Genomic DNA, 21,623 nt, shown 5'->3' with positions numbered 1-21,623 from the left:
CAGTTAATTAATGTAGCCAAACCTCAGCGAGTAAAGCCCGCCAGATATTAGACCATGCTAAATCACGGCTTTGGGTGGTGAGCAGTCACCCACGGCTGGCACGCGGAACGGCTGCAATGCCGACGAAGCCCGTCATTTGGCCACGTGCAGATCTTCCCACCTTATCCTGAGGAAAGGCTTCGCCGTTTTGGGAAGCTTCGAGCGATCGACCATCCGGGATGAGACTTCAAAATCCGCGTTGATCTTCACGACGAGCAGCTTGCTGAAGTTACCTGACACCTTCACGGCAACCTCGTCATTGGACTTGAACGGGGTGATGGTCTTGATCTCAACATGATCGTTGCCAAGCCTACCATCAGCACCCTGCGCATAGTTCTTGTTCAGCTTTATTCCGTACGTGATGGCGCCGAAGAGCTCCCCAATGTCTCCATACACATTGAGATGACGACCTGTCTCAACGTGGTAGCTTTCCGCCAGCGACAAGAGATCCTGAAAATACGGAATCAAAGATCTTATATTATCGCATTAGGATACTTTGCTCGCCATTCCTGGTATCGAAGCTGTTCTTCCACGTCGGACCAGGAAACCCACTCTCCATCGTCATAGAACGCCCGATCCGAGATATCATCTTCCATTTCACACCCCTTGGAAGTCCGTACTGTATCGGAAGCCAATCAGCAAGATGCGGTCAAGTATGAGCGCTTCAGGCTCAATCGAGCCGCCCATTGCGTCTGCTCTCTATAACCGCACGGGGCGAAAGCTGCGTTGACGCTGCGCTCTACGGCCTTGCCTTCCTTCTCTTGGCGCCCGGTTGTGACGAGCCCGGCGCCAGGGGACATGCTGCGGCTTGTGTCCACGTGGTCGATCTGTGAAGACTGTCGTTGGGAAAAGGAGGGGAAAATCATGGACTGGCTTATCTGGATATGCATCGCCGTCGCGGTTCTCGGGGTGTTTGGGGCTATTTGGGATAGTCAGCACAAAGCGGCTGCGCGGGCTAGGACGGAGGGCAAGCTGGGGTCTGGGGTGAACTTCATTTCGCGTGACGGGGCGCAAGGTATTTCCGTTTCTTCGTCTGGAACAGTGACTGTCGCGAGCCAGTACGGATCGCGGACCATCGCCAAGGCCGACGTCATTTCCGCTTCGGTTATGAAGGAGGGCAGGACGTCGATAAAATCCAATCGCGGTTCTCAGCTTGGCCGCGCTGTCGTTGGCGGTGCTCTTCTTGGCCCTCTCGGGGCCGTGGCAGGGGCGGTAACGGGGTCGAAGTCGCAGACCGAGGAAATCACGTCGATCACGCTGCGCGTCCTGACACGCGGCTCCAGTCCTTATGAGGATATTGTGTTTTATTCCGGTTCAGCGAAACCGGAGAGCGAGTTAACCCATGAAGTGCGAGCGGCAAATAACGCCCTGTCTCGCATTCTTTCGGCGATCGGCTAGTCTTGCATTCCGCACCCCCCACAAGGTGCCTTGGGGCATTATGCTAGTAGGACGAGATGCTGATGAAGGGGTGCCTCCGGTGTGAAGGGTTGGAGGACTTTGCCTATGACCAGAACAAAAAGGCTGGGTGATTTGGGTGAGCGCTGGACTGAGGAACTACTGAGAAAGGCAGGGTTCTTGTCGATCCGAGACCTCAGACACAATCATGCGGGCGGTGATTTCCTTGCTGAACGGCAAGCGGCACGTTACTTCATCACCGTCAAGGCACGTAACAAGTGCCAGCGGAACCGAAGCTTAAACGGCGGCTACAATATCTACGCTGAAAAGGTCCGGAAAGCTGCGCGCGAGTATGGCGCCGTGCCTGCCTGGCTGACCATTCAGATTGATACTGACAGCCAATGCTTCTCCGCATATTTCGGAACCGTTGAATCGCTGTGCAATCCGGATGCAATAGCGGTGCCGATGGCCACCAGTGCGGTATTGGATTACGAGTGTCTGGCAAAGGATACTTTTGACGAGAGGATCACCCCAGAACTCTCCAACCAACTCTCCGAAGGGACTGCGGAGCCGCCCGAGACATTGGAGAGTATTGCCCGACATTCCGGGATTGCTGCGGAGGAGGTGGGCCGGGCCAAGGCGGTTACCGAGGTTGCGGTATCTCAGGCAGGCGATTTGACCGACTATGATCGCATTGCGGTCAAGCTACTAGGGTTCTCACCCGGGACGAAAACGCAGCGCGCTGTCGCGTTATATCTGCGGCCTGAAGGAGCGACCACGGCCGAGGTGACGGCCATCAACGGCGGTCCGTACCTCAATTGCCTGAAGGAAGTCGAACCCAAAGGCCATGCCGTTCGAAAATGGAAGGCTACCGGATCGAATGGGCGACCGGTAACCGCCTACAGAATCGAACTCAAAGGAACAAAGAGCTCCGCGAGTGTCTCCAGTCCCAGCCATCTTGACCAACGGCCAACCGTTCCGAGCGAGCGCGCACTTACTGCCCGCGAGAAGTGTGCCCCTTCCCGCTCAGGCATTCTGTCAAAAGCCGAACTGCTCGCAGTCGAGGGTTTTATCGAGAGGACTGTCGCGGAACGGCGTGCTCCGTCCTGGCTTTCCGATTACGAGGGCGTGGCCAGCGGCAGTGTGTTCAATTTGCTTAGGCTGCACGACACTGCACTTGCGCGGAAAATTGGAACGCGGTCGGAGTTGGTGCGTATCGCTGGAGAGATGGGATACACGATCCATGCCTACCCGAGTGGCATTGGACGTAGAGGATCAGGTGTCCGGGAAACCATCGATCTGAAGGATGTGAAGGCGCGCGGCTCTGGGGCTTCTCATCTGTAATGGCATTTGCGAGCTTATTCCGTGGGATCCTATTGGAGCGGACTGCCTCTACAGCAGCGGAGTGTCGCTTGGTTGCCGATATCAACCACATTGGAACCGGAGCACCGCTGTTGGGCCGGAATTTCGCAATCATCTTGATTCACGAAAGGTAGCAACAGGTTGGGAGCCAACGATACCGCAAGCAGCGGGCATCGATCCGACGGCATGGAGGCCTTAGTCCTGCATCAGTGGCCAGACGCGCTTCGCCGTGTCCCTGATGATCCCCCGCAGTTGGGAATCCATCTCGATCAACTCCACCAGCGTCGGTTTAAGTCCATCCTGTCAGCCAAGCGCTGGTACAACGGCTTTTCAAGGTCGAAGTAGGTGTCCGGTTCGCCCAGCAGGTATGCGGCAGGCAGGAGATAGGCAGCCCACCGCTCCTGGAAGAGCCTTTGGAATTCTTGCTGCGCCTCCTGCGTCTCTTCCTCGATCCCGTGGTCGACGGCGCGGATGAGGATCTCCATGTACTTTATGGTATTTTTCTCCTTCTCATTCGGGTCTTCCCCGGCGTCGTGTTAAGTATCGCGCACATCGCGACAGATGCGAGGAAGTTAGTCTCTCGCAATCCGACGAGGGCTCCCGGCAACATCATCCTGATGATTTTGACCTGGAGGTCGAGGCGTTCAGAGGCGACCTCCGCCCGAATTTCCTCCGGCGGCCGCTTCGGCTTTCTCGACTTCCCCCAAATGCCCATGGATATGAGAAAGGGAGCAACGACAGCAGAAGTTTCGAGAGTAGTCGTTCCGGCTCGCACGTCCAACCCCGAATGTCAGGAACAGCCAACGGTCCTGGCCACGGAACCATTCCTTCCAAGTCTGAATTTATAGGGTTGCCATCCGGGTTCCCCCGAACGGTGGCTCTTTTGCAATGGCCATCCCAAGCCTCGCACCCTGAGATGGCCATCGCTCAATTACATTGTGCCGTTTCGTCGACCTGGCAAGGGCGGCAAGCTGCTCAGAGTTGAGCGCGCCGCATGCGCGATGCCGGGCCTCGCATGAAGCGCAGAGCACCGGGACGCCTGCCGTGTGAATGTCTTTGCGAACAGCTATAGGTGTTCCCGTCGCCCGCCAGCAACGACCGTAGCGTCGCGGTCGTTCCGGAGCCTATTTTATCTTTCGGCCGAGACCCATGGATTTGGCCAGTTTTGAGCGGGTTGCCGAATAGTTCGGCGCCACCATCGGGTAGTTGGACGGCAGGTTCCATTTCGCTCGATACTGATCCGGCGTAAGGCCGTACTGAGCCTTGATGTGCCGCTTCAGCGATTTGAAGCGCTTGCCGTCCTCGAGGCAGATGATGAATTCGGGCGTGACGGATTTTTTCGCCCGGGCGACGCTCTTGACCTCGTGGGGCTGAACATCGAGCGATCCGATCGAGATGAGTTTGATCGAGGCATATATCTTACCTATGAATTCCGGGAGTTCGGCCGCGGGCAGCGGGTTGTTCGCAATATAGGCGGATACGACGCTTGCAGTCAGGGAGACGGCTGAATCGACGCCGTCCTTGCCTGGGGCGATGCCGTCTTGGTCTGAAAGGTTCTTCCCGTTGCGATGTGCGAGGTCGATCCGGTCAACATTGCCCGCTGGCCGGTCGAACCCATCCAACGCTCTGGTTATGGCCGGTTTCACATAAGGCCTTTTCAAAAGCGCTCTCCTATTGCCGGTCAAGCCCTGGCGGCGATCAACGCGAGATTCTGCCTCGCCACAACATATTGTGGGAAAAGTTCACACGTGTCAACCTGAGGGAGAGCTGTCGACCTGCGAAACCGGGAGCCGGCAACGGGATATGAACGCACTCCCTGCGAATTCGGGATAGCGGGTGAACAGGCTGCATTGCTGGCCAACTATTGTGGAAGCATTTCCCACGGGCTATTTTCGGCAGGAATTTCGGGGCATAGGTGAACGATTGACGGGTGAAGGACGGCGATGAGCAAATCGGCGGAACAATATCTGGATGCCGCGGGTGTCCAGAGCGCGTTGAACCGGGTGCTTCGCCCGTTGGTGCGACTGGCGATCAAGTGCGGGGTGACGTTTCCCACCTTCGTCGACCTGTTGCGGCAACTCTACGTCAACGTGGCGGAGCACGAGTTCACGCTGCCCGATAAGCCGCAGACGGACAGCAGGGTAAGCCTGCTGACGGGCGTCCATCGCAAGGAGGTCAGCCGTCTGCGTGGCGCCGGCGCCCCGGTCCGGATCATACCCGACTCCGTTTCGAGGACAAGCGCGATTGTCGCGCGCTGGCTTGCTGACCCGATTTTCACCGACGTCAGGGGCGCGCCATTGCCCTTGCCGCGAATGGCCGAGACCGGCGAGGCTTCGTTCGCGGGCCTGGTGGAGTCGGTGACGCGCGATTTGCGGCCGAGGGCGGTTCTCGACGACTGGCTCGATCGCAAGCTCGTGGAGACCGATGAAGAGGATCGCATCGTCCTGATGGAATCGACAATGGCGCCGCGCGACGACGGCGAGGTCAGGCTCTATTACTTTGCCCGCAATCTTCAGGACCATGCCGTCGCTGCCGTCGCAAACATACTCGCCGACAAACCGCCTTTCATCGAGCGAGCCGTCCACTATGACGGTCTCTCGGAAGACCTTGCCAGGTCGCTCGAAGCCTATAGCCGCAAGGTCATGGTCGAGACGCTGCTCCACCTCAACAAGCATGCGAATCAGGCGGTGAAAAGCGATCCCGGCGGGACTAGCCGATGGAATTGCGGCGTCTACATCCTCACCGCCGATGGCGCATCGTTCGCCGGCGAAGACTCTTCCAAGCCTGCCGGCGGAGACGCCTAATGGAATGGAGGTTGACGAGGCGGAATTTCCTGGCGCTCGGCGCCGCCTTTCCGGCGGCGCTGTCCAGTGCTTTCGCGAGGGCGACGGACACGTCGGGCGACCGGGGTATCGGCGGCACCGGCTGGACGGCCGGAACGGGGGACGATCACGGTATCGGCGGCACCGGCATAGTGGGAACCATACAGCGCTTCGGCAGCATCTTCGTCAACGATGTGCGGGTCGCCTACGGTCCGGATGTGCCCGTCTGGATTGACGCCGTCGCCGCCACCGCGAGCAGCCTCAAGGTAGGACATGTCGTGCGCGTGGCGGTGACACAGGATGCGGATCGCGTCGTCACGCGGCAAATCCATGTCACCAGCGAGGTCGTCGGACCCGTCGAGCGCACAAGTCGCGGCTCGATCCTGGTTCTGGGACAGAGCGTGGATACCGGCGGCGTTGCAGCGATGCCGGTCAGGAAGGGCGATATCGTGGCCGTCCACGGTATTCGCCGGCCGGACGGGAGAATCGTCGCAAGCCTGATAGAGGCCAGGCCATCCGAGACACGTTACCTGGTTCGCGGCCTGGCGGTCGTGAAGTCGGGGTCACTGCTGGTGGGGCGGCTTAATATCGGGCCGCGATCATCGCAGCTTGCGAACCGCCGCGTCGAGTTGACCCTGGCCAAGGTCACCGGCGGCTATAAGGTGGTGCGCATCGAGGCGGAGACACCGGTTCCGCAGGCCGATGTCGCGAGCGTGCTCTACGAGACCTTCCTGCGGCGTCAGGGACGTCGGCTGGAATCGGGTCTGGGCGTTTCCGTCGAAGGCGACGATTCGAAATCGACGGCAGTGGTGCGCGCGTTCCTTGCGGTCGGATTCGACCGGTCGGGCAATATCGTATCGGCCTCACGTCAGTCGAATCCCGGCCCGCACTCGCCAGGCCAGCCTGGCATGCCCGGTCGGCCGCCGGGTCCGCCGAACGGCGCCCCCAACGGACCCGGCGGGCCTGGTGGTCCCGGCGGACCGGGCGGACCAGGTGGTCCAGGCTCGCCTTAAGGGCCAGGATAAGCCGAGGGGCAAAGGATCGCCGGGACCTTGCCCGGCGGCAATGTTGAGTGTTTTGCGGCGCCGGCTTCTCGGAATCACCGCTGTCTCGGGATGGCGTGGGATCCGGCCGGTCTGTCTTTTGCGAGGGGACAGAACCGGCCGGCGCAGTCGCACGGGCTCTTGTACCGGGGTGGGTGGTCTGAGCTTTTTCGGTACGGCTGCTTTTCCGCGGATCATGCGGGGGGCAGGTGATCCGCCGAAATTCAATCCGGGTCTGCGCGCGGCAGGCCCGGTCGAAACGGCTTGAAACTCAACGATAAGATTTTGTGGGAAAATTACCCACATGTCAAGCTTCATTGGATGAGAGGCGGGCCGGCGTTTTCATGCGAACTCTTGACGTGGGTATTTTTCCCACGTATTTGCTCAAGCCATCAGAAATTGATTGCCTGACCGGTCCAAAGATCAGGTGCGGGTCTCGCCGAGTTCGCAACGGTGAGCTGCGGCTGGCTTTTTTCATCCGATTTGTCGGCAAATCAAAGTAGATTTGAAGGTAATCCATTGAAGAAACTGTATGTCGACGCGAGCTTGCCTTTTCGATGGGGACCTCATCCGCCCGTGGGCATACCGCGCGTGGAGACGGCACTTGTCCGCCAGGCGCTTCGATGGCGCGCCTCGCCGGTCGGCTTCTTCATCGTCGACGCGCAGGGGCGGGGCCGGATGCTGGGCGAAGCGGAGCTTCGTTACCTGAAGCGGCTGGTTGAGGGTGAGCTGCCGCAAGCCGTCGGCGGAGAGGACAGGCCGTATCTGGCCCGCCTCGGGAAGGTGCTGTCGATCCTGCGGGATGCGCCCTTCGATTTCGGACGCGAGTTCGACCGCGTGGCGGCGATCTTCGTCTCGGGCTCGGAAAAGCGGCGCGGGATCAAGTTCCAGCTCTCCAAGACGGCCATTCGCCTCTTCAAGACGATGAAATCATGCCTGCGCGCGAGGAAGACCGGGACGAAGGATCCGCTGAAGGACGACAACGCCGTGTGCTTCCTGTCGAGCGCGAGCGTGCATGAGATTGCCGCCAAGAAGGTCGCGGGAACTACCAGCTGCGGCATCTTCACCATCATGCACGATCTTATCCCGATCGACTTCCCGCACTTCGTCGGGCCTCATCACGCGCGCGGCTTCGTCCGCAACACGGCGTGGCAATTGGAAAATTCCGATCTGCTCGTCTGCGTGTCGAAATACACGGCGGACAGGGTGAGATGCCATGCGACGGCCTCCAATCCTGCTCGTATACCGGAAGTGGCGGTCGCTTCGCCCGGCGCCTTTCTCAAGGAAGGCGTCGCAGATGGACGGATGCGCACCGAGAGGCAAAGCCAAGGCCGGAAGTTCGATCGAGATCAGGAAGAACCACATCCTGCTGCTCAAGGTGTGGCATCGGCTTCTGCCTTTGCTGGGCGACCGGCTGCCGACGCTGGTTCTGTGCGGACGGTGGGGGTGGATGTATGACGAGCTGGTGGCCTTCATGGAGGCCAATCCTCAGCTTCGCGATCATGTTCAGTTCCGCTCCAACCTCAGCGATCAGCAACTGGCGGAGCTCTACCGGGATGCCGAATTCAGCGTCTACCCTTCCGCGGTGGAAGGCTGGGGCCTGGGGGCCGCTGAGTGCCTCGATTTCGGCCTGCCGGTTCTGATCTCCGATGCTCCGTCGCTGACCGAGGCGACGCAGGGGCTGATGCCGACGCTTCCCGCGCACGATGTCGAAGCCTGGTGCGCCGCCGTCGCCAAAGCCTGCACTGATCCCACCTGGCTCGCGGAATTGCGTGGGATGATCGCGTCGCGTTATCGCCCGATCCGCGAGCGGGATTTTTTCACGACAATAGTTGGCCATGTCGCCGCGCTCGATACTAGCGATCTAGGACCCATGATCCGTCAACCGGAGCGCCCGGCGACGCGGACGGTTTCGCGAGCGGGCGAACTGGCGGCCGAGCAGCCGGCTTTTCGGCGGGTGGAACCGTGACCATCATGAATGTTTCAGCGTCCATCGCTTCCCCGACGCGCTTTGGCCAACACACCGTCGGCGTTCGTGTCATGGGCACCCCGAGATCCGGTACAAATCTCGCCAAATATCTGATCGAACGCTATCTGAAGGTGCCAGTCGTCTTCGATCAGGGGTTCTGGAAGCACGGGATTTTCCCGGCCCTGATGAACGGGCGCGATCTGCTGTATGGCGACCTGCCGATTGTCGTGATGAGCAAGGATCCGGTCAGCCAAATTCTCTCCTGGTACCGGCTGGCAAGGAACGACACCATTTTCAGGCCGAAGAAAAGCTTCGGTTCCTTCCTCCGCGGACCGTTCGAGGTCAGGCAGGATTTCACGCGACCTGGCAGTATGGAATACCGGTTCCGGACACCATTCGACTACTGGAACCAATTTTACTTTGCCATGGATGCGTTGGGGCGAAGTGGCGTTCCTGTCCATTTCGTCTGCTACGAGAACCTCGTTTCGGCGCCAGCCCTGTCTCTGCACATGCTTTCTCATTTCCTGGACCGCTCGCCGCGATTCGACATTGGTCATGCCGTGGAGCTTCCGCATTATGCGCTCGACGCCAGCAATGACATTGACCTGACTGAAAGCTCGGCAATCGATCGGCCTCCGTTCGACCCGCTGCGTGCGGAGTTGGCTTCCGCACTTGCCCGGATCGGGTGGCGCAACGCGCGCGCGATCCTGCGCGGCATCGATGACGACGTGCTTGAAGCAACGGGGCGGACCGGGTTTCGCAGGTCGTGCCGGGAGGCGGTCGGCGCGAAAGCAATGCTAAGGTCGCTTGTTGGCTTTTGGTGAGGTCCAGGGCCGACGACCCTCGATGATCTGAAAACGTGGGGCCGAGTTCGCCTCCGATCGACCACCGCATTGCACAATTCCGGCCCGCCGGCACAATAGGCGCATGTCCGCCGGTTCGTTGACCATCCTTGTTATCGACGAGAACCGCATCCGCGCTTCGATCATCGAGGCCGGCGGGACGCGGGAGGCCATATCGATACAGGCGGCGCGAGTGATCACGTCTTCGGGCTATTCGCCCTGATCGGCACGCCTGACCCCAGAGAAGTCACCGGTCTCCGAGGCTGTCGGTCCGAAGCCCCTCAAATGCAATGCGGCAAACAGGACTTATCGCGGTTTCAATAGCAGCTGGGTGGAGGCAATTTATTGCGTGTTCATATTCCGCTGGTGCTTAAGATGAGGCGAACCATCAGGGAACCCCGTGAAACCTCGTGAGCTCAAGGTCATTGCCGCGCGCAGCCTTCTCTCCGTTACATGGGATGACGGTTCGGTTTCGCTCATCGCGGCCTCCTTGCTGAGGGCGCGCAGCCGCGCGGCAGAGCAGGTGCGGGCAGATATCGAGGGTAACGAACGTTCGTTTGAGACCGTCACCGTGACGAGCGCAGAGGCGATCGGGTCATATGCCGTCCGCCTGGTTTTCTCCGACGGTCACGACCGGGGCATCTATCCTTGGAGCTATTTGCACGGAATCGCCGATTCTGCGGCGTGAGGAACGAGAATGGATAATTTTGTCGAAGGGTTGTCGGAAGTCACCTGCGATGTGCTGGTGATCGGCGGCGGCACGGCCGGACCGATGGCGGCGCTCAAGGCGAAGCAGAAAAATCCCGCTCTGAATGTCGTTCTGCTCGAAAAGGCCAATGTGAAGCGTTCGGGAGCTATCTGCATGGGCATGGACGGGCTGAACAACGCCGTCGTCCCGGGATATGCGACGCCCGAGCAATACACCAAGGAGATCACCATCGCCAATGACGGCATCGTCGATCAGGCGCCTGTCTTCAAATATGCGTCGCGCTGCTATGACATCATCCAGGAACTTGACCGTTTCGGCATCCGTTTCCAGAAGAACGCCAATGGCGATTTCGACCTGAAGAAGGTCCACCATCTCGGAACCTATGTGCTGCCGATGCCGAATGGCGATACCGTCAAGAAGGCGCTCTATCGGCAGATCAAGCGTGAAAGGATATTGGTCTCCAACCGCTTCATGGCAACGCGCCTGTTGATCGCCAGCGACGGCAGGATCGCGGGCGCCACTGCTGTGAACACGCGCACGGCTGAATTCCTCGTGCTGCGTGCCAAGACGGTGATCCTCTGCATGGGCGCGGCGGGCCGGCTCGGATTGCCGCATTCCGGCTATCTCTTCGGAACCTATGAGAATCCGACCAATTCCGGGGACGGTTATGCCATGGCCTATCATGCGGGCGCCGCGCTCGCGAATCTCGAATGCTATCAGATCAATCCGCTGATCAAGGACTATAACGGCCCGGCTTGCGCTTACGTTGCCGGTCCGTTCGGAGCCTATACCGCCAACAGTGAGGGTAATCGCTTCATCGAAAGCGACTACTGGTCGGGACAGATGATGCAGGAATTCTACAACGAACTACAATCCGGCAAGGGGCCGGTGTTCCTGAAGCTCAACCACCTTCATGCCGACACAGTCGGCGAGATCGAAGAGATCCTGCACAAGGTCGAGCGCCCGTCGCGCGGCAGGTTCCATCAGGCGCGGGGCACCGATTACCGCGAGAAGATGATCGAAATGCACATTTCCGAAATCGGCTTCTGTTCGGGTCACAGCGCGTCGGGCGTTTTCGTCGATGAATTCGCCCGGACCACGGTGCCGGGCCTCTACGCTGCGGGCGACATGGCGAGCGTGCCCCACAACTATATGCTCGGCGCCTTCACCAACGGAGCCGTCGCCGGCGAGCATGCTGCCGAAGTCGCGCTGGAAACCAACCTTCCGGATTTCGACAGCGAGTTCGTCAAGGCGGAGCGCAAACGCGTGTTGGCACCGACGCGGCGTGAAGACGGCATCCCGCCCAACCAGCTAGAATACAAGACCAGGCGGCTGGTCAACGACTATCTGCAGCCGCCCAAGGTGACGGCCAGGATGCGCATCGGCCAGGCGCGGCTCGCGGAGGTCAGGGATGATCTCGAAAGCGCCGTTATCGCCCGTGACGCGCATGAACTGATGCGTTCGCTCGAAGCGTCGTCCATTCTCGACTGCGCCGAGATGGCGGCCCATGCCTCGCTCTTCCGCACGGAAAGCCGCTGGGGGCTCTATCACAACCGCATTGACTATCCGCAGAGGGACGACGCCAACTGGTTCTGCCATACACTCGTCCGCAAGTCCGACGGCCAAATGGTTTCTGAGAAGCGGGCCATTCAGCCCTACATCGTTCCCATCGAGAACGAGGAGCGGACAGCCTATGACCGGCTGCGCGTTTCCAATCACGCCTGACGAGGAAAACATGCCGCTTGCGCTTTCACCCACAACCGTTCCCGTCGTCGTGGACGAGGCAAAATGCATCGCCGACAAGGGCTGCACGGTTTGCGTCGATGTCTGCCCGCTGGATGTCCTGCGCATCAGCGATCTCACTGGCAAAGCCTATATGAAATTCGACGAGTGCTGGTACTGCATGCCGTGCGAGAAGGATTGCCCGACCGGCGCTGTAGCCGTCAACATCCCCTATCTTTTGCGCTGACATGACTGCATTCGATCCCTTCGAAGATTTTGGTGATATCGACGAAATCGCCGAGCGTCTGAACGATGCCGACGCGGCCGTGCGACGGCTTGCGGTGATCGATCTTACGGAGACCGCGAGCGCTGATGTACTGCCGCATCTCCTCACCGCGGTTACCGACCCCGACGCGACAGTGCGTTTGCAGGTGGCGATCGCACTGTCTGAGTTCGATGCCGTTGAGGCGGCAGCGGGACTTGCACGACTGGCGGCGGATCAAGATTTGGCGGTGGCCTGCGCGGCAGCCGACAGCCTAGCTGAACTGAAGGATCCGGCGGCGGCTGAACCGATTATGCCGCTCGTTACTCATGCAAGCGCCTTCGTCCGGGCTGCGGGTTTTCGCGGGCTGAAAGCCTTGCGTTCGCGTAGGGCACTCGGCCCCGCTCTGGCGGCCATGCGGGACGCAGATGCCAATGTGCGCGCCCAGGCGCTCGGCGTCGTCGGCTATCTCAAGCTGGAAGAGACTTTGCCGTCCCTCATCGCCGCGACGCGCGATGCCGATGCCACCGTTCGGTCCGTTGCAGTCAACGCCTTGTCGTTCACGAACCAGCCTGCGGCGGCGGCCGCGGTGACTGTGGCCCTGGACGATGAGAACTGGCAGGTGCGGGCCGCGGCGGCCGAATCGCTCGGCCGTATCGGCCAGACCTCAGCCGCCGACGGACTGACAGCCAGCCTCCGCGACGAATACTGGCAGGTTCGGCAAAAATGCCTGAATGCGCTCGGCAAGCTCAAGGCACAATCAGCCGTATGGCAGATTTCCGCGCTGTTGACGAGCGATACGGCCTCGGTCCGCAAGGCGGCTGCGGCAGCGCTCGGTGAAATCGCCGATCCGTCGTCGCGGGATGCTCTCACGGCACAGGTCGGCGACGCCGATCCGGACGTACGCAAGACCGTTCGCTGGGCGCTAACGCGGCTCGGTTAGTGGAAGTCGAAAAGCGGCCTCACCCGCCGCGCGCTTGGAAACCATTTCCATCAGCGCGTGAGGACGTTCGATACGGATGTGGCGCGGCGTCACCGTTACCAGCCCTTCCTTTTGGAAGCGCTTCATCATCATCGTCACCCATTGGCGTGTCGAGCCGACCATGGCGGCAATCTGGTCGTGCGTCACCTTGGCATTGATGACGATTGCCCGCCCATCGCGCACGCCATGCAGTTTACCGAGATTCATCAGGAACTGCGCCAGACGTTCGATTACCGAACGCGTGCCGAGCATTTGAGCCATCGCCGAATAGCATCTGCCCTTCGCTGCAAGCCCCTGCAGAAGGCAGAGCGCGAAATTCGGAAGCTCAACGACGAGCTTCTTCAACGCAGTGGCCGGGATGAACAGCATCCGGCAATCACTCAATGCTTCTGCGGACCAGATATGGATCCCGCCGCCGGTCATCTCGGGACCACCAATGAAATGTCCCGCTGTCCAGTAGGCGAGGGTGATTTGGCGTCCTGACGGTGCCGTGTAGAAGACGTGAACCTTGCCACTTTCGATGATGAAAATGCCACCGTGCCTGTCGCCTTGGGTGAAGATCGGCTGACCGGTCGCAAAAGCGTGACGTCGGCCATGCATCCTAAGTTTCGCCCACTCGTCTGATGTTAGGGAATCGAGAAAATGCGCGCCGTCGTCGAGCCCTTCCGCGCTTTCGCTGAGAAACAGCGCCCGATCGCCGGGAAGAACGACCTGCTGCGGCAATTCGGGAGCCGGCTCATGCTGCCTACGCTTAGCTTCGAAATCGGTTGAAAGCATTTCGAGGCCCATATCCGGCTCCTTCGGCGTTCATTCACGCGAAGAAAGTATATAATTTCTATAGACGAAAAAGGAATATAATTGCGCCTTTCATGGTTGACTTAGATTTTCTTATCCTCTCCGCTTCAGGGCGACCTTGCATAAGCCATTGATCAGAAAGAATAATTTTAGCTCGACGGCGGAGCCGACCGGGCTCCAGCGATCGAACCCCGGGCCGAACCCGTGCAAGTAATTGCTTATGCCTTCGGGCGGCCGTCACATAGCTTTGGGTGACATCGATTGGCAATCGCCGCGGGTCAGCAAGTAGCGACCGAATGGCGGCACATCAAATCACGAGGTAGGATTCATGCACATTCGCACAAAGTTGGCTGCCGTTGCGCTTATGGCGGCCGGATTCGCTCATAGCGCGGATGCCGAAACCATCCGCGTCGCCATCGGTACGCAGGACACCACCATCAATACCGCCACCGGCGGATTGCTGATCCGTGAGTTGAAGCTGCTCGACAAATACCTGCCGCACGACGGCAAGTATAAAGACGTCACCTATGACATTCAGTGGAAGAACTTCACGAGCGGCGCGCCGATCACCAATGAGCAGATCGCCGGAAAGCTTGATTTCGGCGTGATGGCGGATTTCCCCGGCTCGTTCAACGGTCTCGCCCATATCAAGGCTGGAAGAAAGAGCTTGTTCATCACAGTGCTGTCCGGCAGCGTGAACGGCAGCGGCAACGGCATTGTGGTGCCGACCGCTTCGCCCATCCAGTCAATCTCGGAGCTCAAGGGCAAGACGATCTCCGTTCCATTCGCATCGACCTCGCACGGCATGCTGCTGCGGGCTGTCAAGGCTCAGGGCTGGGATTCCGAAAGCGACGTGAAGATCATCACCCAGGCGCCCGAAGTTGCCGGCGCGGCCCTGCAGGCAAAACAGATCGAGGCGCATGCAGATTTTGTCCCATTTGCCGAACTGTTCCCCTGGCGCGGCTTCGCCCGCAAGATCTATGACGGATCGCAGGCAAAGACCCCCACTTTCCACGGAGCCCTGGTCGATGCCAACTATGCTGAAAAATATCCCGAGATCGTTGTTGCCTATCTCCGCGCCTCAATCGAGGCCGATCGGCTCATCGCAAAGGAGCCGGAGAAATACAGTGAGCTGATTGCCAAGGTGACGGGTGTCGAAACCGAGGTCGACTACCTTTTCCATGGACCGCTCGGGCTTCAGACCCGTGACCTCACATGGAAGCCGGAATACCGCCAGGCTGTCGCCACTGCGATCGACACCTTGAGGCTGCTGAAAAAGACCGACCAGTCACTCGACGTGAACAGCTTTGTCGATGACCGCTTCATAAAAGCCGCGTTCAAGGCATCTGGGCTCGACTATGATGCCGCGCTCAAGAACTATGCCCAGTTGCCTTTGAACGCCAAGGATGCTGCCACCGGTGAAGCGATCAGCGAACCCAAGCGCGTTGCCGAGATCTGGGTCCAAGGTGAGCCGCTCGTCCGACACTATGCGTCGCCTCAGAACGCATTCAGAGCGCTTAAGGCGATCGAAGGTGAGGGGAAGCCGGTCAGGGTGTTTTATGCGCAGGACCGTGAAAGCGGCATCAAGCTGCTCGGCAATCAGGCCTGGTTCGTGCGTGCCGATGGCGGCGAAGTCAGCGCCTTCCTGCTGAAGGAAAACGCCGAGAAATGGGCCAGGGATCACGGTGGCAAGGTGCTGGATTTCGCCGCCGCCAAGGACTCGGTAATAGCCAGCAATTGAGGCTGGCCATGACGCGTTTCCATCTAGGGCGTTGGTCGCGCCGGGCCGGATCGCTCGCCATCTGCCTCATCCTCTGGCAGATCGCATCGAGCATCAGACTGAACCTCGGCATAGTCACGTTCCAGAATGTGCCGTTGCCCGTGGATGTCATGTCGGCGGCGTTAGATTTCCTGCGCTCGCCCAAGCTCCTTGCCGATGTTTCGAGCAGCCTGGAGCGGGTCCTGGCGGGCTGTTGCATCGCCGCTGTGATCGGTATCGGCCTCGGCCTCATCATCGGTCGCTCACGGTGGCTCGGGGATTTCCTGCAAGCCCCGCTCGAGCTGCTACGGCCGATCCCGGCCGTCGCCTGGATTCCGCTTGCTGTTCTGATGTTTTCGTCGTCGGAACTCTCGATGATTTTCATCACCTTCATGGGCGCATTGTTTCCCATCTTGCTCAACACTGTCCATGGCGTTGAAAGTGTCGATCCAAGGCTGATCGCCTCCGCGCGCAGCCTGGGGAGTACCCGGACCGCGATGCTGTTGGAAGTCATTGTTCCAGGCGCGGCGCCGAACATCGTCACGGGCCTTGCCATCGGAATGGGCACGGCCTGGTTTTGTCTCATCACCGCCGAGATGATCTCCGGCCAGTTCGGGATCGGTTACTACACTTGGGAATCCTACACCCTGCAAAACTATCCTGAAATCATCGTCGGCATGATCCTGATCGGGCTATTCGGAATGGGAAGCAGCGCCCTCTTGCGAGCGGCAGGGGCGGCGCTTCTCCCATGGCACACGAAAGACAGCAAATGATGACCGCCCATCAGCGCAGCTTTCGCGCGGCGACGGGCCGTATCGAGGCCAGTCATGTTTCGATCCGGCTCGGTCAGGGCAGCTGTGCGTCCGAAGTCGTCAGTGATGCAAGCTTCGTAGTCTCTCCCGGCGAATTCGTCTGTCTTCTGGGGCCATCCGGCTGCGGGAAATCAACCCTCCTCGGGGCCTTGGCGGGACATATCAAGCCAGCTGCCGGCATCGTTTCCGTCGATGGAGAGCCCGTAAAAAATCCCCATCCGGAACGCGGTATCGTTTTCCAGCACCACACGCTTTTTCCGTGGAAGAATGCGCGAGACAACGTCGCTTTTGGCCTAAAAATGCGCGGCGTCAAGCGCGGGCAGCGGCGTCTCGAGGCAGAGGAAATGCTCGATCTCGTCGGTCTGAACGGCTTTGCAGGGCGCTATCCGGGTCAGCTGTCCGGCGGCATGCAGCAACGCGTCGAGATCGCGCGTGTTCTCGTCAACCAGCCACGGCTCCTGCTGATGGACGAGCCCTTCGGGGCGCTCGATGCCCTGACGCGGCTGCGGATGCAGGAATTGCTGCTCGATATCTGGGAGCAATTCCGCAAAACAATTCTGTTTGTCACCCATGATATCGACGAAGCCCTGCTTCTCGCCGACAGGATCATCGTCATGCAGGCGCAGCCCGGCCGGATCCGAGAGGAAATCACCGTACCTTTCGAGAGACCGCGCATGACCGAGATCATCGCCTCGGGCGAGTTCATGCGCCTGAAACAGCATTGCCTGCAACTTCTTCACAGCGACAGGCAAGGGGATACTTTGCCCCGGCTTTCTCCCTTGGGCTTGTGAGTGAGTGTCGAGGAACTCTCGGCAGCCCCACCCTAACTCGGCAATTTATGGCCTCCGGCTTGGGACGGGACGAACAAGGGCAGTTGCTGGCCAGGACTGCGACTCTCCCTGTTCAGCGAGGGTGAGAGCCGCTTTGAGAGGTGCCGGCGGTCAGGCGCTGCGGCGAACTTCGGCGGCAGCATCGTTTCCGGTTCGCGACACGCCGAGGCGGGACAACACCTCGTCGCGAAGGCCAATGAAATTCGGATCGGAGCGGTCGCGGGAGACTGCGTCGGTGACGGGTAGATGATCTTGACCGCGCCGCGTTTGGCGAGGTCCAGATATTCCGAGCCGCCGAAGGAAGCCTCGACATTGCCCGAGATGAGCGCGGCCGTGGCGGAATTCGAGCCGAGACTGACGAAGCGGATATCTTTTTCGGCGAGGCCGTGCTTTTCGAGGACGCGGTCGGTGGCGATCTGCAAATTAGTGCCGCGGAACTGCGCCACCTTATGGCCCTTCAGGTCCTCCACCGTCTTGAGCTGCGAATCCGAGGGTACGGCGAGATAAAGCGCATCATGGCTCCCGGCTGAGGCCAGATATTTCGTCTGAAGGCCGCGCGAGCGGCCGACGATCGAAGGCAGATCGCCGAGGCCGGCAGCGAAATCAAGTTGGCCGGCGGCCAGCGACTCGTTGAGAGCCGGGCCGGCGCCGCGGAAGAACGTCCATGTGATCTTTGTGTCGGGCACGTCCTTGAACTCGGCCTCGACAAGCTTCTGCACATTGGCCACGGCGACATAGTCGCCATAGGCATAGGGCCGGTCGTCGATGCCAGTTCCGGGATAACCGATCCGGATGAGGGTCTCGGCCGACGCGGGACCGGTGGCGAGAAGGCCGCCGATCAGGGCTGCGATATGCGCGAATTTCATGAGTGAGGATCCTGGCTGGAGGGGAGGGTCAGGCGGCGCGGGTGACGGCGTCGCGAACTAGCTTCTTACGGGTGACGCTGTGGCGGCCGTCGACGCTCACCGGTACGTCGCCGTCGAGAGTGGTGCGGCGCACGACACGGGTGCTGTCGCCATAGTCGTTGACGGCGTAATGCTGGGTGGCACGGTTGTCCCAAATGGCGACGTCGTTCGCTCGCCAGCGCCAGCGCACCGTGTTTTCGATGCGCAGGACATGAGACTGGAGGAGGGCGTAGAGCTGCTCGGAATCGCTCTTCGAATAGCCGACGAAACGCTGCACGAAGGAGCCGAGTATGAGCGAGCGCTCGCCGGTTTCCGGATGGACGCGCACCACGGGATGGTCGGTCTCGTAGACGGTGGAAGCAAAGACCTCTTCATAGTGGCGGCGATCGGCCTCGCTCGCATGCGGGCGCTGTGCGGCATAGTCATAGGCATTGCTGTGGGTTGCCCACAGCTGTTCGGCGGTCGCCTTGAGTGCCGGTGGCAGGTTGTCGTAGGCGGCCACTGTGTTGGACCAAACCGTATCACCGCCGACCTCGGGAATAGTCACACCGCGCAGGATCGAGATTTTGGGATAGGCATCGACGAAGGTAACGTCTGTGTGCCAGGCATCGGCGCGGCCACCGCGCGACGAGTCAAGTTCAAGGATCGAGGTCGTGCCATTGCGTACATGCTCGGTTGGATGTGGAACAAGATTGCCGAGGCGCTTGGAAAAACGCTCCTGCTCGGTATCGGTGAGCTGATCCTGGTCGCGGAAGAAGATCACCTTGTGCTGCAGCAGCATTAATGGCTGCTATCGCCTCGTCGGAAAGGTCGCCCGAGAGCTTGATGTCGGCGATCTCGGCGCCAATCCGCGCAGCGACCGGTTTGATCGTAAGCGCGGATAAGGTAGGGCGAGGTTGGGTTGATGTGGTCATGAGGGACTGCTCCTTGGTTAGGCCACCGGCGTGGCTCGGCCCTTTGCCGGATTGGTTGATGGGGGACTTCGATTATTCGGCCGCCTGGCTGCCGGGTTCGCGGTGAGGGGCCCGATGAGCGGGGTGCTTCAGGCCGAGGTTCTCGCGAAGGGTGCGGCCCTCATATTCGGTGCGGAACAGGCCGCGGCGGCGCAGCTCCGGTATGACCAACTCAATGAAATCGTCGAGCCCACCGGGCACCGTCGGCGGCATCATGTTGAAGCCGTCGGCGCCGCCCTTGTTAAAGCGCTCTTCGAGTTCGTTCGCGATGGTCTCGGCCGTCCCGACGAGCTGCCAATGGCCGCGTGCCCCGGCGATGGTCTCGTAGAGCTGACGGATGGTGAGATTTTCTCGCCGGGCGAGATCGATGATCAATTGCTGGCGGCTCTTGCCACGCTCGGTCTCGCTCAGGTCCGGCAGCGGCCCGTCGAGCGGATAGGCGGAAAGATCGACACCACCGGAGAGATTCGACAGCAGCTCCAGCCCGATGTCGGGATGGATCAGCGACTGGATCTGCTCGAATTTTTCGCGGGCCTCGGCTTCGCTTCGCCCGACCACTGGAAAGACGCCCGGCATAATCTTCAAATCATCGGGATGGCGGCCATACTTCTCAAGCCGTCCCTTGAGGTCGGCATAGAAGCTCTGCGCCTCCGGGAGCGTCCGCTGGGCGGTGAAGACAACCTCCGCGGTGCGGGCCGCCAACTCCTTGCCCGCCTCGGAAGAGCCGGCCTGGACGACGACCGGGTGACCCTGCGGCGAGCGCGAGACCGTCAGCGGTCCGCGCACCCGGAAATGCCGTCCGCGGTACCCCAGGATATGCAGTTTCTCCCGGTCGAAGAAGAGGCCGCTATCCTTGTCGCGCAGGAAGGCGTCATCCTCCCAGCTGTTCCATAGGCCGAGCACGACATCAGCGAATTCTTCCGCCCGTGCGTAGCGGTCCTGATGCGCGAACTGGCTGATATTGCTAAAATTCTCCAATTCGAGCGGATTGGACGAGGTCACGAGGTTCCAGCCGGCCCTGCCGGCGCTGATCTGATCGAGCGAGGCGAATTTTCGGGCCAGGTTGAACGGCTCATTGAATGTGGTGGAGGCTGTTGCCACCAGGCCGATGCGCTCCGTTACCACGGCAAGCGCCGACAGGAGCGTCAGAGGCTCGAAGCCGACGGCCCATTCGTCGGTCCGGGAGAGGGATTTGAGATCATCCGTATGGGCCGCGACCCCATCCGCCAGGAAGATCAGGTCGAACTTCGCGCGTTCTGCCGCCTTGGCAAATGCGATGCGCTGTCTGAGGTTCGTCGTCGCATCCGCAGCGGTGTCCGGGTGGCGCCATGCCGCCACATGGTGGCCAGCTGGATACATAAAGGCGCCAAGCCGCAGCTTCCCAACCTTGCTCACCTTCAGTCTCCTTTTCAGCAACGATGACAATTCACGAGGAGCATGGCGCCTTGCCGGAGCGGACGATCGGCGTGGATTTTCGGCGGCGTGGCTAACAAGTTGCCGGCGCCGTCCTTTTCGGCCGCACAATGCCTAGGCGGCCAGGCTGACGTTGCCCGTCTCTGCGACCAGCCGACACGCTTCGATTATGGCTTGTTCCGTGCGGTTGCGGATGGCTTCGGATATGATGACGCCGTCGGCGAAGTCCCGGTCGGAGGCGTAGATGCCTGTCGGGATGGTCAATGCCTCGAAGAAGCCGAAGAGCGGCCGAAGCTGATGTTCCACGACGAGGGAATGACGTTCTCCGCCTCCAGTCGCCGCAAGGATAATTGGCTTTCCTTTGAGCGAGGATGGATCCAGCAGATCGAAGAAATGCTTGAACAGTCCAGTGTAGCTGCCTTTGAACGTCGGCGAGCCGACCACCAGGACTGCGGCGCTCGACAATTGCTCGACGATGTTTCTGGCCGACGGATCAAGGTCGCTGAGCCGCCTGGCGTGCGCAAAGGACGGGCCGAGATCCTCGACATCGAAAGTAGTTGAAGCTGCGCGATCTTCTTGGCGACCTGCCCGACTATAAGGGCCGCAATCAGCGTACCCTGTGTTTGCTATGGACGAGACCTTTTCCTTAGCCGGTGGAAGCCGCTTGGTTCGATCATGCAACTTGACGAGCGTCACGCAGCGAGAGCATGCTGACGGACAGAGAGACTTTGACTGTCTGCTCCATTTCCTTCCGCTCTTAGGACGTAGCACCTGCGGAATGAAGGAGCGGCGGCGGCTGAGACAGCGGATGATGGTGTCGAGCTCGCGCACGACGCGCAGGCCCGACAGCGAGGTGTCGGCGATCAGCGCCAGACACTCCCGCCTCTAGCGCTGATCTGCTTGACGACAGCCACCGAGACTCAACGCCCCGCGTCAGATCGCTCTCTGCTTCTGAAGGAAGCCATTAGTTCGGCTCGGGCCTGATCGGAGGCTTGGCTGATGGGCAGCG

22 protein-coding genes and 1 pseudogene are annotated in these 21,623 nt (G+C 60.2%); 15 read left to right on the top strand and 8 right to left on the bottom strand.

Annotation, left to right across the window (positions count from 1 at the left end):
* Positions 1-132 precede the first annotated feature (132 nt).
* On the bottom strand, positions 133-483 hold the full coding sequence (locus PU724_RS31920; protein ID WP_354425626.1) for a DUF6998 domain-containing protein: 351 nt from the start codon (positions 481-483) through the stop codon (positions 133-135).
* Between the two features lie 420 nt (positions 484-903).
* On the opposite strand from PU724_RS31920, the gene PU724_RS31915 reads away from it, so the two are divergent.
* Both PU724_RS31915 and PU724_RS31910 read left to right on the top strand, forming a co-directional pair.
* Positions 904-1,437 (top strand): hypothetical protein, encoded by a 534-nt coding sequence (locus tag PU724_RS31915; protein ID WP_354425627.1) that lies wholly within the window; start codon positions 904-906, stop codon positions 1,435-1,437.
* A gap of 105 nt (positions 1,438-1,542) precedes the next feature.
* Positions 1,543-2,778, top strand: a complete 1,236-nt coding sequence (locus PU724_RS31910; RefSeq protein ID WP_354425629.1) for a hypothetical protein — start codon at positions 1,543-1,545, stop codon at positions 2,776-2,778.
* Between the two features lie 287 nt (positions 2,779-3,065).
* Here PU724_RS31910 and PU724_RS31905 read toward each other — a convergent pair whose 3' ends face one another.
* Positions 3,066-3,281: a hypothetical protein gene (locus tag PU724_RS31905; RefSeq protein ID WP_354425631.1), complete on the bottom strand. Its 216-nt coding sequence runs from the start codon at positions 3,279-3,281 to the stop codon at positions 3,066-3,068.
* 639 nt (positions 3,282-3,920) lie between these two features.
* Positions 3,921-4,331, bottom strand: a complete 411-nt coding sequence (locus PU724_RS31900) for a Ros/MucR family transcriptional regulator (RefSeq protein WP_354425659.1) — start codon at positions 4,329-4,331, stop codon at positions 3,921-3,923.
* A 408-nt stretch (positions 4,332-4,739) separates the two neighbouring features.
* Here PU724_RS31900 and PU724_RS31895 point away from each other — a divergent pair, with 408 nt between their 5' ends.
* The 10 genes from PU724_RS31895 to PU724_RS31850 all read left to right on the top strand — a co-directional run bounded on the left by PU724_RS31895 (position 4,740) and on the right by PU724_RS31850 (position 13,108).
* Positions 4,740-5,600, top strand: coding sequence for a DUF6502 family protein (locus tag PU724_RS31895; protein ID WP_354425633.1), 861 nt, complete (start codon positions 4,740-4,742; stop codon positions 5,598-5,600).
* An 11-nt stretch (positions 5,601-5,611) separates the two neighbouring features.
* The gene (locus PU724_RS31890; RefSeq protein ID WP_354425635.1) at positions 5,612-6,631 is read left to right on the top strand and encodes a DUF5666 domain-containing protein; all 1,020 of its coding nucleotides are present in this window, start codon (positions 5,612-5,614) and stop codon (positions 6,629-6,631) included.
* Positions 6,632-7,180: 549 nt separating this feature from the next.
* Positions 7,181-8,119, top strand: a complete 939-nt coding sequence (locus PU724_RS31885; protein ID WP_354425637.1) for a hypothetical protein — start codon at positions 7,181-7,183, stop codon at positions 8,117-8,119.
* Complete coding sequence (locus PU724_RS31880; RefSeq protein WP_354425638.1) at positions 8,040-8,630, top strand: glycosyltransferase; 591 nt, start codon at positions 8,040-8,042, stop codon at positions 8,628-8,630. The genes PU724_RS31885 and PU724_RS31880 overlap by 80 nt, the downstream gene beginning before the upstream one ends.
* Positions 8,627-9,454: a hypothetical protein gene (locus tag PU724_RS31875; RefSeq protein WP_354425640.1), complete on the top strand. Its 828-nt coding sequence runs from the start codon at positions 8,627-8,629 to the stop codon at positions 9,452-9,454. The genes PU724_RS31880 and PU724_RS31875 overlap by 4 nt, the downstream gene beginning before the upstream one ends.
* Positions 9,455-9,557: 103 nt before the next feature.
* Positions 9,558-9,695 carry a hypothetical protein gene (locus PU724_RS31870; protein ID WP_292236392.1) on the top strand — a complete coding sequence of 46 codons (138 nt, stop codon included), beginning with the start codon at positions 9,558-9,560 and terminating at the stop codon, positions 9,693-9,695.
* 177 nt (positions 9,696-9,872) lie between these two features.
* A complete protein-coding gene (locus tag PU724_RS31865; RefSeq protein WP_354425642.1) occupies positions 9,873-10,160 on the top strand; it encodes a gamma-butyrobetaine hydroxylase-like domain-containing protein in 288 nt (95 codons plus the stop codon).
* A gap of 9 nt (positions 10,161-10,169) precedes the next feature.
* Positions 10,170-11,906, top strand: a complete 1,737-nt coding sequence (locus PU724_RS31860) for a fumarate reductase/succinate dehydrogenase flavoprotein subunit (protein WP_354425644.1) — start codon at positions 10,170-10,172, stop codon at positions 11,904-11,906.
* A 10-nt stretch (positions 11,907-11,916) separates the two neighbouring features.
* Positions 11,917-12,150 (top strand): 4Fe-4S dicluster domain-containing protein, encoded by a 234-nt coding sequence (locus tag PU724_RS31855; protein ID WP_354425646.1) that lies wholly within the window; start codon positions 11,917-11,919, stop codon positions 12,148-12,150.
* 1 nt (position 12,151) lies between these two features.
* Entirely contained in the window at positions 12,152-13,108 is a 957-nt protein-coding gene (locus tag PU724_RS31850; protein ID WP_354425648.1) for a HEAT repeat domain-containing protein, read from the top strand.
* On the opposite strand, the gene PU724_RS31845 is transcribed toward PU724_RS31850, so the two are convergent.
* A complete protein-coding gene (locus PU724_RS31845; protein ID WP_354425650.1) occupies positions 13,091-13,936 on the bottom strand; it encodes a Crp/Fnr family transcriptional regulator in 846 nt (281 codons plus the stop codon). The genes PU724_RS31850 and PU724_RS31845 overlap by 18 nt on opposite strands.
* A gap of 334 nt (positions 13,937-14,270) precedes the next feature.
* On the opposite strand from PU724_RS31845, the gene PU724_RS31840 reads away from it, so the two are divergent.
* From PU724_RS31840 to PU724_RS31830, 3 genes are read left to right on the top strand one after another with little or no spacing between them, the layout of a single operon-like run.
* Entirely contained in the window at positions 14,271-15,683 is a 1,413-nt protein-coding gene (locus tag PU724_RS31840; RefSeq protein WP_354425652.1) for an ABC transporter substrate-binding protein, read from the top strand.
* 8 nt (positions 15,684-15,691) lie between these two features.
* Positions 15,692-16,474 (top strand): ABC transporter permease, encoded by a 783-nt coding sequence (locus PU724_RS31835; RefSeq protein WP_354425653.1) that lies wholly within the window; start codon positions 15,692-15,694, stop codon positions 16,472-16,474.
* Positions 16,474-17,304 carry an ABC transporter ATP-binding protein gene (locus PU724_RS31830; RefSeq protein WP_354425661.1) on the top strand — a complete coding sequence of 277 codons (831 nt, stop codon included), beginning with the start codon at positions 16,474-16,476 and terminating at the stop codon, positions 17,302-17,304. The genes PU724_RS31835 and PU724_RS31830 overlap by 1 nt, the downstream gene beginning before the upstream one ends.
* A gap of 32 nt (positions 17,305-17,336) precedes the next feature.
* Here the strand turns inward: PU724_RS31830 and PU724_RS31825 are convergent, their stop codons facing one another.
* The 4 genes and pseudogenes from PU724_RS31825 to PU724_RS31810 all read right to left on the bottom strand — a co-directional run bounded on the left by PU724_RS31825 (position 17,337) and on the right by PU724_RS31810 (position 21,310).
* On the bottom strand, positions 17,337-18,209 hold the full coding sequence (locus PU724_RS31825; RefSeq protein ID WP_354425655.1) for an ABC transporter substrate-binding protein: 873 nt from the start codon (positions 18,207-18,209) through the stop codon (positions 17,337-17,339).
* Positions 18,210-18,237: 28 nt separating this feature from the next.
* A pseudogene (locus PU724_RS31820) lies at positions 18,238-19,162 on the bottom strand (TauD/TfdA dioxygenase family protein).
* 72 nt (positions 19,163-19,234) lie between these two features.
* On the bottom strand, positions 19,235-20,560 hold the full coding sequence (locus PU724_RS31815) for an LLM class flavin-dependent oxidoreductase (protein WP_354425663.1): 1,326 nt from the start codon (positions 20,558-20,560) through the stop codon (positions 19,235-19,237).
* Positions 20,561-20,728: 168 nt separating this feature from the next.
* A complete protein-coding gene (locus PU724_RS31810; RefSeq protein WP_354425657.1) occupies positions 20,729-21,310 on the bottom strand; it encodes an NAD(P)H-dependent oxidoreductase in 582 nt (193 codons plus the stop codon).
* Positions 21,311-21,623: the final 313 nt, after the last annotated feature.

It is taken from the genome of Mesorhizobium abyssinicae (assembly GCF_049887195.1).
Lineage (GTDB): Bacteria > Pseudomonadota > Alphaproteobacteria > Rhizobiales > Rhizobiaceae > Mesorhizobium > Mesorhizobium abyssinicae.
This window is presented reverse-complemented; position numbering and strand designations above follow the sequence as displayed.